Annotated in this window: 16 protein-coding genes; 13 read left to right on the top strand and 3 right to left on the bottom strand. The window is 71.2% G+C overall.

Annotation, left to right across the window (positions count from 1 at the left end):
* Positions 1–7 precede the first annotated feature (7 nt).
* From dgoD to VA596_RS08240, 9 genes are all read left to right on the top strand, one after another.
* Positions 8–1,153 (top strand): galactonate dehydratase, encoded by a 1,146-nt coding sequence (gene dgoD, locus VA596_RS08280; RefSeq protein ID WP_323324726.1) that lies wholly within the window; start codon positions 8–10, stop codon positions 1,151–1,153.
* Positions 1,147–1,986, top strand: a complete 840-nt coding sequence (locus VA596_RS08275; RefSeq protein WP_323324725.1) for a DUF4380 domain-containing protein — start codon at positions 1,147–1,149, stop codon at positions 1,984–1,986. Before dgoD ends, VA596_RS08275 begins: the two co-directional genes overlap by 7 nt.
* Positions 1,987–2,008: 22 nt before the next feature.
* A complete protein-coding gene (purB, locus tag VA596_RS08270; RefSeq protein WP_323324724.1) occupies positions 2,009–3,436 on the top strand; it encodes an adenylosuccinate lyase in 1,428 nt (475 codons plus the stop codon).
* Positions 3,437–3,551: 115 nt separating this feature from the next.
* Positions 3,552–4,373 carry a substrate-binding periplasmic protein gene (locus tag VA596_RS08265; RefSeq protein ID WP_323324723.1) on the top strand — a complete coding sequence of 274 codons (822 nt, stop codon included), beginning with the start codon at positions 3,552–3,554 and terminating at the stop codon, positions 4,371–4,373.
* A 1-nt stretch (position 4,374) separates the two neighbouring features.
* Positions 4,375–5,142, top strand: a complete 768-nt coding sequence (locus VA596_RS08260) for an ABC transporter substrate-binding protein (protein ID WP_323324722.1) — start codon at positions 4,375–4,377, stop codon at positions 5,140–5,142.
* 7 nt (positions 5,143–5,149) lie between these two features.
* Complete coding sequence (locus tag VA596_RS08255; RefSeq protein WP_323324721.1) at positions 5,150–5,935, top strand: ABC transporter substrate-binding protein; 786 nt, start codon at positions 5,150–5,152, stop codon at positions 5,933–5,935.
* A 7-nt stretch (positions 5,936–5,942) separates the two neighbouring features.
* Entirely contained in the window at positions 5,943–6,710 is a 768-nt protein-coding gene (locus VA596_RS08250) for an amino acid ABC transporter permease (protein WP_323324720.1), read from the top strand.
* The gene (locus tag VA596_RS08245) at positions 6,707–7,450 is read left to right on the top strand and encodes an amino acid ABC transporter ATP-binding protein (protein WP_323324719.1); all 744 of its coding nucleotides are present in this window, start codon (positions 6,707–6,709) and stop codon (positions 7,448–7,450) included. Before VA596_RS08250 ends, VA596_RS08245 begins: the two co-directional genes overlap by 4 nt.
* A gap of 58 nt (positions 7,451–7,508) precedes the next feature.
* Entirely contained in the window at positions 7,509–8,390 is an 882-nt protein-coding gene (locus VA596_RS08240; protein ID WP_323324718.1) for an MOSC domain-containing protein, read from the top strand.
* Here VA596_RS08240 and VA596_RS08235 read toward each other — a convergent pair.
* Positions 8,273–9,079 (bottom strand): SAM hydrolase/SAM-dependent halogenase family protein, encoded by an 807-nt coding sequence (locus VA596_RS08235; RefSeq protein WP_323324717.1) that lies wholly within the window; start codon positions 9,077–9,079, stop codon positions 8,273–8,275. The two genes, VA596_RS08240 and VA596_RS08235, sit on opposite strands and share 118 nt — an antisense overlap.
* 48 nt (positions 9,080–9,127) lie before the next feature.
* Between VA596_RS08235 and VA596_RS08230 the strand changes: the two genes are divergently transcribed.
* The 3 genes from VA596_RS08230 (at position 9,128) to VA596_RS08220 (ending at position 11,287) form a co-directional block, all read left to right on the top strand.
* A complete protein-coding gene (locus VA596_RS08230) occupies positions 9,128–10,132 on the top strand; it encodes a phosphoribosylaminoimidazolesuccinocarboxamide synthase (protein WP_323324716.1) in 1,005 nt (334 codons plus the stop codon).
* Positions 10,026–10,517 carry an NADPH-dependent FMN reductase gene (locus tag VA596_RS08225; protein ID WP_323325715.1) on the top strand — a complete coding sequence of 164 codons (492 nt, stop codon included), beginning with the start codon at positions 10,026–10,028 and terminating at the stop codon, positions 10,515–10,517. The genes VA596_RS08230 and VA596_RS08225 overlap by 107 nt, the downstream gene beginning before the upstream one ends.
* A gap of 74 nt (positions 10,518–10,591) precedes the next feature.
* Complete coding sequence (locus VA596_RS08220) at positions 10,592–11,287, top strand: DUF2334 domain-containing protein (RefSeq protein ID WP_323324715.1); 696 nt, start codon at positions 10,592–10,594, stop codon at positions 11,285–11,287.
* Between the two features lie 24 nt (positions 11,288–11,311).
* Here VA596_RS08220 and VA596_RS08215 read toward each other — a convergent pair whose 3' ends face one another.
* On the bottom strand, positions 11,312–11,947 hold the full coding sequence (locus VA596_RS08215) for an MBL fold metallo-hydrolase (RefSeq protein WP_323324714.1): 636 nt from the start codon (positions 11,945–11,947) through the stop codon (positions 11,312–11,314).
* Between the two features lie 39 nt (positions 11,948–11,986).
* A complete protein-coding gene (locus VA596_RS08210; protein ID WP_323324713.1) occupies positions 11,987–12,925 on the bottom strand; it encodes a DUF5937 family protein in 939 nt (312 codons plus the stop codon).
* Positions 12,926–12,993: 68 nt separating this feature from the next.
* On the opposite strand from VA596_RS08210, the gene VA596_RS08205 reads away from it, so the two are divergent.
* On the top strand, positions 12,994–14,130 hold the full coding sequence (locus VA596_RS08205; protein WP_323324712.1) for an MFS transporter: 1,137 nt from the start codon (positions 12,994–12,996) through the stop codon (positions 14,128–14,130).
* Positions 14,131–14,140: the final 10 nt, after the last annotated feature.

Here is a 14,140-nt window from a genome sequence, read left to right as displayed (position 1 = left end):
GACACGGGTGAAGATCACCGGCATTGAAACGTTTCTGGTGGCGCCGCGCTGGCTGTTCCTCAAGGTGAGCACCGACGAGGGCATCAGCGGCTGGGGCGAGCCCGTCGTCGAGGGCCGCGCGGAGACCGTGCGCGCGGCCGTCCACGAGCTGTCCGAGCTGCTCATCGGCCAGGACCCGCTGCGCATCGAGGACCACTGGCAGGTGCTGCGCCGCGGCGGGTTCTACCGCGGCGGGCCGGTGCTTTCGAGTGCCCTGGCCGGGTTCGACCACGCGCTGTGGGACATCGCCGGCAAGGTCCGCAACGCCCCGGTGCACGAGCTGCTCGGCGGCCCGGTCCGCGACCGCGTCCGGGTCTACAGCTGGGTCGGCGGCGACCGGCCCTCGGGCATCCGCGAAGCGGTGACCGCGCAGGTCGAGGCGGGTTTCACGGCGGTGAAGATGAACGTCGCCGGGCCGCTGACGGCGATCGCGTCCCCGCGGGAAGCCGACGCGGCGGTGGCGCGCGCGTGGGAGGCGCGGGAGGCCCTCGGCCCGGACCGCGACCTCGCGATCGACTTCCACGGCCGCGTCTCACCCGCGATGGCGCGGCGGCTGGTCAAGCTCCTCGAAGACGTCCAGCCGATGTTCGTCGAGGAGCCGATCCTGCCGGAGACGCAGGGCGGCGCGCTGCGCTCGGTCGTCGAGGCGTCGACCGTGCCGATCGCGGTCGGCGAGCGGCTGTACTCGCGCTGGGAGTTCAAGCCGGTGCTCGACGCCGGGGTCGCGGTCCTGCAGCCGGACCCGTCGCACGCCGGCGGCATCTCCGAGCTGCGGCGGATCGGCGCGCTGGCCGAGATGTACGGTGCTTCGCTCGCACCCCACTGCCCGCTCGGGCCGATTTCGCTGGCGGCGTCGCTGCAGGTCGCGTTCGCGACGCCGAACTTCCTGATCCAGGAACAGAGCGTCGGCATGCACTACCACGAGGGCAGCGAGCACGCCTACCTCGTCGACCCGTCGATCTTCACCTTCCAGGACGGGTACGCGGCCCGCCCGCTCGGGCCCGGCCTCGGCATCGAGGTCGACGAAGCCGCCGTCCGCCGCGCCGCCGAGATCGGGCACGCCTGGCGCTCGCCGGTGTGGCGCCACGACGACGGCGGCCTCGCCGAATGGTGACCTGGCTCGAGCGCGGCGACCTGCGGCTCGGCCTGGTGCCGGAGCTGGGCGGCCGGCTGCTGTCGGTGCGCCACCGCGGTGCCGAGCTGCTCTGGCGGAACGCGTCGCTGCTCGGTGACGACCTGCTTGGCGACTACGTCCCGAACTCCGGCCGGATGGGCGACTGGGTCAACTACGGCGGCGACAAGACGTGGCCCGCGCCGCAGGGCTGGTCCGGCCCGGACGAGTGGGCGGGCCCGCCGGACCCGGTGCTGGACTCCGGCCCGTACTCCGTGGCCGCCGACGGCGACACGGTCACCATGACCAGCGCCCCGGACCCGCGCACCGGCCTGCGGTTCACGAGGGCGATCACGATCCTCGACGACGGCTACCGGCTGGACCTGCGCGCGGAGAACGTCTCGTCGCGTGAGGTCCGCTGGGCGTTGTGGAACGTGACCCAGCTCCCCGGCGGTGGCGCGGTCACCGCGGGACTCAGCCGCCCCGACGTCGTCGCGCTGGTCGCCGGGACGGGCACACCGGAGTACACAGTGGACGGTGACCGGCTGCTCGTGCCGCCGCAGGACGTCGTCGGCAAGCTGGGTGTGCCGGGCACCGCGGGCTGGGTTTCCTACGGCGCCTTGACGCTCTCCTTCGACGTCGACCCGGCTGGCGACTACCCGGACGGGGGCTCCCCGCTGGAGGTCTGGCTGGAGCACCCACTCCCGTCACCGCTGGCTTCCCTGGGCGACCTGGACCCGCCGGCGCGGATCGTCGAGCTGGAGGTCCTCGGCCCGCTGACGACGCTGGAACCGGGGGCCTCGACCGCCCTCACGATCCGCGCGACCCTCGTCTGACCTGCGCAGGTATCGTGAGGGCGTGACGGACAAGCCCCGCATTCCCAACGTGCTCGCCGCCCGCTACGCCTCGCCGGAGCTGGTCTCGCTCTGGTCGCCGGAGTACAAGGTCGTGCTGGAGCGCCAGCTCTGGCTCGCCGTCCTCCGCGCGCAGAAGGACCTCGGCGTCGACGTGCCCGACGGCGTCGTCGAGGACTACGAGCGCGTCGTCGGCCAGGTCGACCTCGAGTCGATCGCGGCCCGGGAGCGTGTCACCCGTCACGACGTCAAGGCCCGCATCGAGGAGTTCAGCGACCTCGCCGGCCAGGAGCACATCCACAAGGGCATGACCTCGCGTGACCTCACCGAGAACGTCGAGCAGCTGCAGCAGCTCCGTTCGCTGGAGCTGGTCCGCACCCGCGTCGCCGCCGTGCTGGCCCGGCTGGCCGCGCTCGCCGTCGAGCACGCCGACACCGTGATGGCCGGGCGCTCGCACAACGTCGCCGCGCAGGCCACCACCCTCGGCAAGCGGTTCGCCACGGCCGCCGACGAGCTGCTGGTCGCCTTCGAGCGGCTCGACAACCTCATCGGCCGCTACCCGCTGCGCGGCATCAAGGGCCCGGTCGGCACCGCGCAGGACATGCTCGACCTGCTCGGCGATGAGTCCACTTTGGACGATCTCGAAGACCGTGTGATGCAGCACCTCGGGTTCGGCCGTCGATTCGTCAGCGTCGGCCAGGTCTACCCGCGCTCGCTCGACTTCGACGTGCTGTCCACTGTGGTCCAGGTCGCGGCGGCGCCGTCCAGCCTGGCCAAGACGATCCGGCTGATGGCAGGCCACGAGCTGGTCACCGAGGGCTTCAAGCCCGGCCAGGTCGGCTCGTCCGCCATGCCGCACAAGATGAACACCCGTTCCTGCGAGCGCGTCAACGGCCTCGCCGTCGTGCTGCGCGGGTACCTGTCGATGATCGGCGAGCTGGCCGGCGACCAGTGGAACGAGGGGGACGTCTCCGACTCCGTCGTCCGCCGGGTCGCGCTGCCGGACGCGTTCTTCGCGCTCGACGGCCTGCTGGAGACGTTCCTCACGGTGCTGGCCGAGTTCGGCGCCTTCCCGGCCGTCATCGAGCGTGAGCTCGATCGCTACCTGCCGTTCCTCACCACGACCAAGGTGCTCATGGCGTCGGTCCGCGCGGGTGTCGGACGTGAGACGGCCCACGAAGCCATCAAGGAGCACTCCGTCGCCGTCGCGCTGGAGATGCGCGAAGGCCGCGCGGAGAACGACCTGCTCGACCGGTTCGCGGCCGACAGCCGCATCCCGCTCGACCGCGGTGAGCTGGACAAGCTGCTCGCCGACCGGATCTCGTTCACCGGCACGGCCGGGCGTCAGGTCTCGCAGGTGGCCGAGCGCGTCACGCGGATCCTCGAGCGCTTCCCGGAAGCGGCGGGCTACGCGCCCCAGCCGATCCTGTGAGCTGACGCACGAGTCCACGGACTGGAACAAAGCCACACGAACGGGCGAAATCCCTAATCTCGATCGCTGACCCACGGAGCGCTGCGAAGCGCATGCCCTCACCATGGAAGAAGCGATGAGATCCACGCTGTCCAGAATCGCCGCCGCCCTCACCGCGGGCGCGCTGACGTTGACCCTCGCCGCCTGCGGCAGCTCCGACGCGGGGGCGAGCACGACCCTGCGCGTCGGCACGCTGAGCGACGCCCCGCCGTCGATCTACCTGGAGAACGGCCGGTTCACCGGCTACGACAACGAGCTGCTGCGCGACATCGCGAAGCGTGAAGGCTTCGAGGTCGAGTTCGTCGGCACCGAGTTCTCCGGCCTGCTGGCCGGCGTCGCGACGGGCAAGTTCGACATCGGCAGCTCGACGATCTCGAGCACCGAGGCGCGCAAGAAGACGGTCTCGTTCTCCAACGGCTACAACACCGGCTTCACCACGATCGTGACGAAGAAGGGCGCGAACCTCAAGGACCCGGCGGCGTTCGCGGGCAAGCGGCTTGGCGTCGTCCAGGGCTCGGTGCAGGACGAGTTCGCCGGCAAGACCGCCGGCGCGCAGGTCGTCCGCTTTCCCGACTACAACGCGGGTTTCGCGCAGCTGAAGAACGGCACGCTGGACGGCTGGGTCGTGCCGCAGGACATCGGCCAGAAGTACCTGGACCAGAACCCCGCGGTGCCGCTGGAGCTCGGGTACACCGTCGAGGACAAGGACACGCCGTCGGCCTTCGCGGTGGCCAAGACCAACCCGGACCTGCTGAAGAAGCTGAACGACGGCCTGGCCAAGGCCATCGCGGACGGCTCGGTGGCCCGCATCTACGGCCAGTTCTACAAGACGACGCCGTTGTCGAAGGAACTGCAGCAGGGTGGCCCCGGCCTGCCCGTGAAGAACCTGGGGGCGTGACATGAAGAAGCTGATCGTCACGGCTCTGGTCGCGGCCCTCACGCTCACCGCGTGCGGCAGCGGCTCGGACAGCGCTTCCTCGACGTTGCGCGTGGGGACCCTGAGCGACGCGCCGCCGAACATCTTCCTCTCCGGCGGCAACTACACCGGCTTCGACAACGAGCTGCTCAAGGCCATCGCGGCCAAGCAGAACCTGAAGCTGGAGTTCGCCGCGACGGACTTCTCCGCGCTGCTCGGGCAGGTCGCGTCGGGTCGTTACGACATCGCCAGCTCGGCGATCGCGCAGACCGACGAGCGGAAGAAGACCGTCGACTTCTCGGCGGCCTACGACTTCGAGACCATGAGCATCCAGGCCAAGCAGGGCACGCCGGTCACCGACGAGAAAGCCTTGGCGGGCAAGCGGGTCGCCGTCATCCAGGCGACCGTCGGCGACCACTGGCTCGGCACCACAGTGCCGGCCGCGCAGGCCGTGCGCTTCCCGGACTACGCCGCCGCGCTGACCGCGTTGAAGACCGGCGCCGTCGACGCGTACATCCTGGACCAGAGCATCGCCGAGAAGAACGTCACCGACAACCCGGACGCCAAGCTGGTCGTCGTGAAGAGCTTCGTCACGGACGTGCCGCACGGCTTCGCGGTCAAGAAGGGCAACACCGAACTGCTCGGCAAGATCGACACCGGGCTCAAGCAGGTGATCTCCGACGGCACCTGGCTTAAGCTGCACCAGCAGTTCCTGCCGACCGCTCCGGTGCCGGCCGGGTTCCAGGGTTAGGAGAACCATGAAGAAGACACTGGTCACGGCGGTCGTGGCCACGCTGCTGGCCGCGCTCACGGCGTGCGGCGGCGGCTCGGGCAGCAGCGGCGGTGACAAGACCCTGCGCGTCGGCACGCTGAGCGACTCCAAGCCGAACGCCTACCAGGAGAACGGCACCTTCACCGGCTTCGACAACGAGCTCCTCAAGGCCATCGCGCAGAAGGAAGGCCTCAAGCTCGAGTTCGTCGCGACGGACTTCTCCGCCCTGCTCGGCCAGGTCGCGAACGGCACCTTCGACATCGGCAGCTCGGCGATCTCGCAGACCGACGCCCGCAAGAAGACCGTCGACTTCTCGGCGCCGTACAACTACCAGTCCCTCGGCATCGAGGCCAAGGAGACCGCGGGCATCACCGACGAGAACTCGTTGGCGGGCAAGCGGATCGGGGTCGTCCAGGGCACGGTGTCGGACACCTGGCTCGGCACGAACGCGCCGACCGCGCAGGCCGTCCGGTTCCCGAACGACGCCGCCGCACTGGCCGCGCTCAAGACCAGCGCGGTCGACGGCGCCGTGTTCGACCAGGCCACCGCCGAGGACTACGCCAAGAACAACCCGGACGCGAAGCTCAAGGTGACCAAGGCGATCACCACGACCATCCCGCACGGGTTCGCCTTCAAGAAGGGCAACGACGACCTGATCGGCAAGGTCAACGACGGCCTGAAGAAGGTCATCGCGGACGGCACCTGGGTCAAGGTGCACGACCGGTTCGAGCCCACCGCGCCGGTGCCGGCGGAGTTCAAGGCGGGGCAGTAGCACCGCGATGGACCAGTTCTTCAGCACCTTCCTCGACTGGGAGTACATCTGGCAGGTCTTCCCGGACCTGCTGAAGACCGGCCTGCTCAACACGCTGATCCTGGCCTTCACCTCCGCGGTGATCGGCACCGTGCTCGGCATGGTCGTCGCGGTGATGGGCCTGTCCACCAAGGCGTGGCTGCGCTGGCCGGCCCGGGTGTACACCGACATCTTCCGCGGCCTGCCGGCGATCCTGACCATCCTCGTGATCGGCCAGGGGCTCGGCACGCTCGCGCGGGACGTCGTCGGCACCAACCCGTACCCGCTGGGCATCCTGGCGCTGAGCCTGATCGCCGCCGCCTACATCGGCGAGATCTTCCGGGCCGGCATCCAGAGTGTCGAAAAAGGACAGTTGGAGGCCAGCCGCGCGCTCGGGATGAGCTACAGCAAGGCGATGCTGCTCGTCGTCATCCCGCAGGGCGTGCGGCGGGTGCTGCCCGCCCTGGTCAACCAGTTCATTTCGCTGGTCAAGGACTCCAGCCTGGTGTACTTCCTCGGCTTGCTCTCCGAGCAGCGCGAGCTGTTCCGGATCGGGCAGGACCTCGCGGCCAACACCGGCAACCTGTCGCCGCTGGTCGCCGCCGGGTTCGTCTACCTGGTCATCACCGTGCCGCTGACGCACCTGGTGAACTACATCGACAAGAAGCTCCGGACCGGGCGCAAGGTCCGGGCCGACGAGCCGGACGAAGGCGACCCGGTGGAGATCGGTCCCGGCGGAAGGGTGAGCGCGTGGTGACGACGACAGCGGTGCGTTCGTCCAGTGTGGAACTGCGGGACATCCACGTCAGCTTCGGCACGCTGGAAGTCCTGCGCGGGGTCGACCTGAAGGTGCCGAGCGGCAAGACGACCTGCGTGATCGGGCCGTCCGGCTCGGGCAAGTCGACGCTCCTGCGGTGCGTGAACCGCCTGCAGGAGCCCGACTCCGGCGACCTGCTGCTCGACGGCGAGTCCGTGATCAAGGCCGACCCGGATGCGCTGCGCCAGCGGGTCGGCATGGTGTTCCAGCACTTCAACCTCTTCGGCCACCGGAGCGTGCTGGACAACATCGTGCTGCCGCTGCGCAGCGTGAAGAAGCTGAGCAAGGAGGAGGCGTCGGCGATCGCCCGCGCCCGGCTGGCGGACGTCGGACTGGCCGACAAGGCGCCGTACCGGCCGAGCGCCCTCTCGGGCGGCCAGCAGCAGCGCGTCGCGATCGCGCGGGCCCTGGCGATGGAGCCCGAGGTGATGCTCTTCGACGAGGCCACGAGCGCCCTCGACCCGGAGCTGGTCAAGGGCGTGCTGACGCTGATGGCGGGCCTGGCCGAGCGCGGCCTGACGCTGATCGTGGTCACCCACGAGATGGGCTTCGCCCGCAGCGTCGCCGACGAGGTCGCGTTCATGGACGCGGGCAGGATCGTGGAGCAGGGCCCACCGGCCCAGCTCTTCGACGAGCCGGAGAGCCCCCGCCTGCAGCGCTTCCTCTCGCAGGTGCTCTGACACCGGAGCTGCGTAAAGATGGCGCGGCGGCCGCGGGGGCGCCGGTAGCCTGCGAGGCATGGCGAGGATCGCGCGGCTGACCTACTACCCCGTCAAGGGCTGTGCCGGCACGTCGGTGCCGGTCGCCGAGGTCGGGCCCGCCGGGCTGGTGCACGACCGGGTCTTCCAGGTCGTCGCGCCGGACGGTGACTTCCGCAGCCAGCGGCGTTATCCGCTGCTGGCCGCGGTGCGGCCGCGGGTCCTCGACGGCCGGCTCACGCTGTCCGCGCCGGGTGTCGAAGACCTCGTCCTCGACATCAGCCGCGACGGCCCGCGGCACCCGGCGTCGACCTTCTCCTGGCACGGTGACGGCGTCCACCAGGGCACCGAAGCCGCGGAGTGGTTCTCGGACCTCCTCGGCCTGCCCTCGGTGCTGGTCGGCGTCGCGCCGGACCACGAGCGCGTCACCAGCGGTGAGACGCCGGGCACGGCCGCGTTCGCCGACGGCCACGCGCTGCTGCTCGCCTCGGAGTCCTCTTTGGACGATCTGAACGCCCGGATCTTCGAACGAGGCGGCGAGCCCGTGCCCATGGATCGCTTCCGGCCCAACGTCATCCTCTCCGGCTGGCCCGAGCCGCACCGCGAGGACGACGTCCGGGTGATGTCCGCCGGCACCGCGAAGTTCGGGTACGCCAAGCAATGCGTGCGCTGCACGGTGCCGATGGTCGACCAGGAGACCGGCGCGAAGGCCGGTCCCGAGCCGATCCGCACGCTCGCCGGCTACCGCCGTCACCCGGACGGCGGGGTGGTGTTCGGCATGAAGGCCGCTGTCCTCCGGCCGGGTCAGGTGGCCGTCGGCGACGAGGTGATCGTGCACTCCTGGGCCGGGCCCAGCCCGAGCACCGCGGCCGCCGAACCGCCGTTGATGGCGACGGCGAGCCGGCCGGCCGAATCGGTGTAGAGCACGCTCGCCCCTGCGGGCACGTCCGCGAACGTCCGCCCGACCGCCGTGGTCACTGCGACCCGCTCGCTGTGCACCGAAACCGCGCCGGTCAGGCCGCTCAGCTCGAGATCGGCGGGGGTCGCGGCGAGCTGGACGTTGCCGAAGTGGTCGACCGTCAGCACCTCTGACACCAGCTTGCCGGGGAACGCCGCCACGAACGGCTCGGGCAACTCCACCAGCGTCTCGACGGCGTTGCCGAATGCGGAAGGCAAGACCGCCAGTGCAAGGTGCGCGGCCGCGGGCGCGAAGACGTCCCGGCCGTGGAAAGTGGCCGACGTCACGGGCAGCCGCAGCGACGGCTCGGCCAGCTCGTACGCGGCCCGCACCCCGCCGAGCGCGTGCGCGGCCGGCAGCAGCAGGCCGTTGTCCGGCCCTACCAGCACTCCGCCGTCGGTGACGACGACCACGCCGAGCCGCGCCGTGCCGACCCCCGGGTCGACCACGGCGACGTGCACGGCCTCCGGCAGGAACGGCACCGTCTGCGCCAGCGCCATGGCCCCGTGCCGGACGTCCTGGGGCGGGACTTCGTGCGTCACGTCGATGACGCGCACGGCGGGCGCCAGTCGCGCGATCACCCCGTGGCAGGCCGCCACGAAGCCGTCGCGCAGCCCGTAGTCGGTCGTCATCGAGACCCATGTCAGCGCCATGTGCAGCATCATCCTCGGTGGCGGAGCGTGCCCGTTAGGGTTCAGCCCGTGACACCCCTCCCCAGACACCCCAAGCTCGTCACCGGCAAGGTCCGCGACCTCTACGACGCGGGTGACGACCGGCTCCTGATCGTTGCTTCCGACCGCATTTCCGCATTTGAGCGTGTATTTGCCACACCCGTCCCCGACAAGGGCCGGGTGCTCACGGCGATGAGCGTCTTCTGGTTCGGCGAGCTCGCGGACGTCCTGCCGAACCACCTCGTCGCGTGCGACGGGCCCGCGATTCCGGACACGGTCCGTGGTCGGGCGATGCTGGTCGAGCGGCTCGAGATGCTGCCGGTCGAAGCCGTCGTCCGCGGTCACCTCACCGGCCGCGGGTACGCCGACTACCGCCGTGACGGCGCCGTGTGCGGGCTCGAGCTGCCGCGCGGGATCACCGAATCGGCCCGGCTGCCCGAGCCGATCTTCACGCCGTCGACCAAGGCCCGTCCCGGCGAGCCCGACGAGAACATCGACTTCGGCACGTTCGTTTCGATCCTCGGCCGCGCGCTCGCCGAAGAGGTCCGGGAGGCGTCGCTCGAGCTGTACCGCCGTGGCGCCGCGCGGGCCGCGGAGCAGGGCCTGCTGCTGGCGGACACGAAGTTCGAGTTCGGCATCGGCAAGCACGGCGGCCTGGTGCTGGCCGACGAGGTGCTGACCCCGGATTCGGCGCGCTACTGGCTCGCCGACGGCCACCGGCCCGGTCGTCCGCGGCCGTCGTTCGACAAGCAGCACGTGCGTGACTGGCTGGTCGGCCCGGCGTCCGGCTGGGACTGCGTGTCCCAGCTGCCGCCGTTGCCGCCGGAGGTGGTGACGGCCACGCGCGACCGCTACATCGAGGCATATCACCGCATCACCGGGCTGTGCCTGGCAGACTGGCCGCGTGATCCTGCTGATCTGCGGCAGCCTGCGAGCAGGCTCGGGCAATGCGGCGGTACTGGGGACCGCCGCGACCCTCACGGAGACCACGACGTTCACCGGGCTCGGCGAACTCCCGCACTTCAACCCCGATGACGACCGCGACCCGCTGCACCCCGCCGTCGCGGGGCTGCGGGCGGCGATCAAGGACGCCGACGCGGTGTTGATCTGCACCCCGGAGTACGCCGGCGGCCTGCCGGGTTCGTTCAAGAACCTGCTCGACTGGACGGTCGGCGGTGGCGAGATCTACGGCAAGCCGGTCGCCTGGATCAACGCGTCGTCCGTCGCGGCGCCGACCGGCGGCCGCGACGCGCACGACTCGCTGCGCAAGGTGCTGACGTACGCGGGCGCCAAGATCGTCGACGAGGCCTGCGCGCGGATCCCCGTTTCCCGCGCGGTGGTCGCCGACGGCCAGGTCGCCGACCCCGACCTGCGCGGCCGCATCGCCGTGGCCGTGCAGCGCCTGCGCGAGGGCGTCTGACCCTTCCGGCAACCGACGCCCGCCCGTTCTGCGCAGTTCACGGGCCGGTCAGACGCGTGCGTCCCAATGATGGGGTGGACGCTCAGTTGCTGGTTTCGCTGTCGGGCATCACCCCGCGCACGCTGCACCGGTGCGCCGATCTCGCGGCCGAGCTCGACCGCCGCAAAGTACCGCTCTCCGTGCTGTACGCCGCTCGCACCGGCGAAGGCCCGGTGACCGAGTGGGTGCGCACCCGCGCCCGCCTCGGTGATTCCGTGCTGCTGCACGGGTACGACCACGTCGTCACGCCCACGCACCGCACGGTGTACCTGGGCAAGAAGGCCGAGTTCGCGACGCTCCCGGCGCACGAGGCCCGGCTGCGGCTGATCGCCGCGAAGGCCGCGCTGGACGCCGCCGGCCTGGGTGTCGACGGCTTCGCGCCGCCGCGCTGGATCGCGTCCCAGGGCACGCTGCAGGCCCTGTCCGAGCACGGCTTCCGCCTGTGCGCGGACCTCGGCGCGGTGCGCGACCTCGTCACCGGCGAGGTGCGCCGCGCCCGCGTCCAGGAGTTCACCAGCCAGTCGCAGCGCACCGAGACGGTCCGCTGTTTCGCGCTGGTGCTGGCTTCCGCGCGGGCGGCGAAGAAGGGCGGGCTGGTCCGGCTCGGCGTCGACGCCACCGACCTCACCCGCCCCGGCCTCCGCCAGGCGCTGCTCGACGCGGTCGACGTCGCCCTGGAGAACCGCGCGTTCGGCGCGACCTACGGCTCGCTGCGCACGGTCGCCGCGTAAGGAGCCGCGGGTGGCGGCGAAGGGTCAGAGCTTCACCGGCTCCGCGCGGTCGAGCACCTTCACCTCGGTGCCTTCCGGCGCGAGGTTCCCGAACAGGCCGTAGTGCAGGGCCGGGTTGGCCAGCACGGCTTCGTGGATCGGCACGGCGAGCCGCGGCGCCACCGCACGCAGGTAGTCGACCGCTTCGCCGGCCTTGAGCCACGGCGCGCCGGTCGGCAGGCCGAGGACGTCGATCTTCTGCTCGGGCACGAAGAACGAGTCGCCGGGGTGGAAGAACGCGCCGTCGTCGAAGACGTACCCGATGTTCGGGATCGTCGGGATGTCGCTGTGGATCACGGCGTGCTCGCCGCCAACGGCCTTGATCGAGGTGTCGCCGACCGCGAACGCGTCACCGACGTTGGCGATGTCGAACTCGACCCCCAGCTTTTCGACGGCTTCGACGGAACCGGGGTCGACGATCAGCTTCGCGCCGGGATTGGCTTCGAGCACCTTCGGCAGCCGCTCGACGTCGAGGTGGTCGAAGTGCTGGTGGGTGATCAGCACGGCGGACAGCTCACGCTCGCGCTCGAAGTCCGTGGAGAACGCGCCGGGATCGATCAGGATCCGCTCGGAGCCGGTCTCCAGCAGGACGCAGGCGTGTCCGAAATGGACGATACGCATCGATGAATCTCCTTCTCGGGTGGGAGGATTCCAGCCTAGTCAGAGTTCGCCGCGGAGCAACGCCTCGCCGAGTCCGGTCCGCCGGTAGAGGACCCGGTGCCCGGTGCGCTCCGACGTCAGCAGCCCGGCCCCGCGCAACGCCGTCAGGTGCGCCGACACCGTCGCCGGGGCGAGCCCGAAGCGGTGCGCGAGGTCGGCCGTCGCGGCGGGGTCGTCCAGGGTCGCCAGCAGCAGCGCCCGCGTCCGGCCGAGCACCTCGGCCAGCGGTTCCGGCGGCGCCGCGGCCGCCGCCCACAGGGACGCGACGCCGCGAGCGGGGTAGAGCAGCGAGACCTGCCACGGCGGCACGGTGATCACCCCGACGTTCGGCCACGCGAACACCGCCGGGATGAACAGCAGCCCGCGGGAGTCGATCTCGAGCCGTTCGCCGGACCGGACGTCGACGAGCACCGACGTCCCGGTCAGCCGCACCTGCGGGTGGAGCCCGGCCAGCATCGCGGCGATGCCCCCGGACCCGAGCAGCCGCGTCCGGTACGCGATGTCGGCCGCCAGGAGCTCGCGCAGCTTCGGCCACTGCGGCGCCAGCAGCGTGTTCCAGACGGTTTCGAGCTGGTCGGCCAGCAGGTTCCGCGCGGCCGCCGGGTCAGCGGGGAGCAGCGAAAGGTCGGCGTCGACCATCGCCAGCTCCAGCGCGACCTGGTGCGGCGGGGTCGCGCGGACCACGCGCAGCTGGGCTTCGGCCGTCGTCTCCGGCCCCTCGGGCGGCGGGCTGAGGAACTCCGTGAGGTAGTGCCGCGCGCTCAGGACCGCCGCCAGCTCGGGGACGTCGAGCGCGGGTGCTTCGGAGATCCACGGCAGGTGCGCCGGGTGACTGCGGACGCCGAGCAGCGTCTGGACGGCGCCGAGCACCTCTTCCAGCGGCGAGATCGCGAAGCGGACGCGCTGGCTGCCGGCCGCGGTCAGGACCAGCTCGATCATGGTGACCTCACGATTCGCTCGTGCCCGAATCAGTATGGCGCAAACCGCCGCCGTAAGAGCGTGCTGACATGTCGTTGTTCACCCATCGCGCCTACTGGCGCTGGTCGGCGGGCGTCCAGCTCGCCCGGCTCCCGGCGACCATGGCGCCGCTCGCGTTCACCCTGCTGACCACGGCCACCACCGGCTCGTACCGCCTTGGCGGCGTGCTGATGTCGGTCTACGTCGTCGCGGAGATGGCCGGCGCGGTGCCGGTCGGGCGGCTGATCGACCGCGTCGGCGTCACGCGCGGCCTGCCGGCGCTCCTGCTCCTGACGGCCGTCGGATTCGGGGTGCTCGCCTTCGCCGCCTCCGCCGACGCGCCGAACGCCGTGCTGCTCGCGCTGGTCCTGCTGCCCGGCGTCGCGGCGGGCGCGTTGTCCGGCGGGTTCCGGACGCTGCTCGCGGACACCGTCGACGACGACCTGCTGCCGCGGGCCATCTCCGTCGACGCGATGCTCCTGGAGGGGGTGCTCATCGGCGGTCCGGCGCTGGTCGCGCTGCTCGACCTGGCCGGTTCGCTCGTCCCGCTCGTCGCGATGGCCGCCGCCTGCGTGTGCGCCGCCGTGCTCGTGCCGCGGCACGGGGGTGAGCGCGAACGGGTGGATTCGGCGCCGTCTCCCGGGGCCGGCGGTTACCTGCCGTGGCTGTGCTGCGCGTTCACCGTCGGGCTGCTGCTGTCGACGATCGAGGTCGCGCCGCTGCCGCTCGTCCAGCGGCTCGGCGCCCCGGAGACGGCCGCGCCGATCGTGATCGTGGTGCTGAGCGGCGCGAGCATCCTGGGCAGCGCGCTCTACGCGTGGCGCGGCAAGACCGGCGACCCGCGGCTGTTCCTCGGCGGGTTCGTCCTCGGCGGACTCGCCCTCGCGGGCGACTTCGGCTGGCCGGGGCTGATCGCGTCCGTGGCCGTGATCGGCGGGTGCACCGGCCCGCTCGTGGCGGCGACGTCGGTCAACCTGCAGCGGCTGCTGCCGAAGAACCGCAGGTCGGCGGGGTTCTCGCTGTCGTTCACGGTGCAGGCGTGCGGCTTCGGGCTGGGCTCGCTGGCCGTCGGCGTCCTGCCGTTGTGGCTCGCGCCGCTGTTCGGTGTCTTTGCTGCGGCCATCGCCGGTGCAATGCTGGTGGCGAAGCCCGCGGGCGCTATTGGCACCACGTCAGTAACGTCGTAACCTGGGCTGA

Origin of the sequence: Amycolatopsis heterodermiae, assembly GCF_034929455.1 — a bacterium.
Lineage (GTDB): Bacteria > Actinomycetota > Actinomycetes > Mycobacteriales > Pseudonocardiaceae > Amycolatopsis > Amycolatopsis heterodermiae.
Note: the sequence above shows the minus strand (reverse complement) of the source record. Positions and strands in the feature narration are given on the sequence as shown.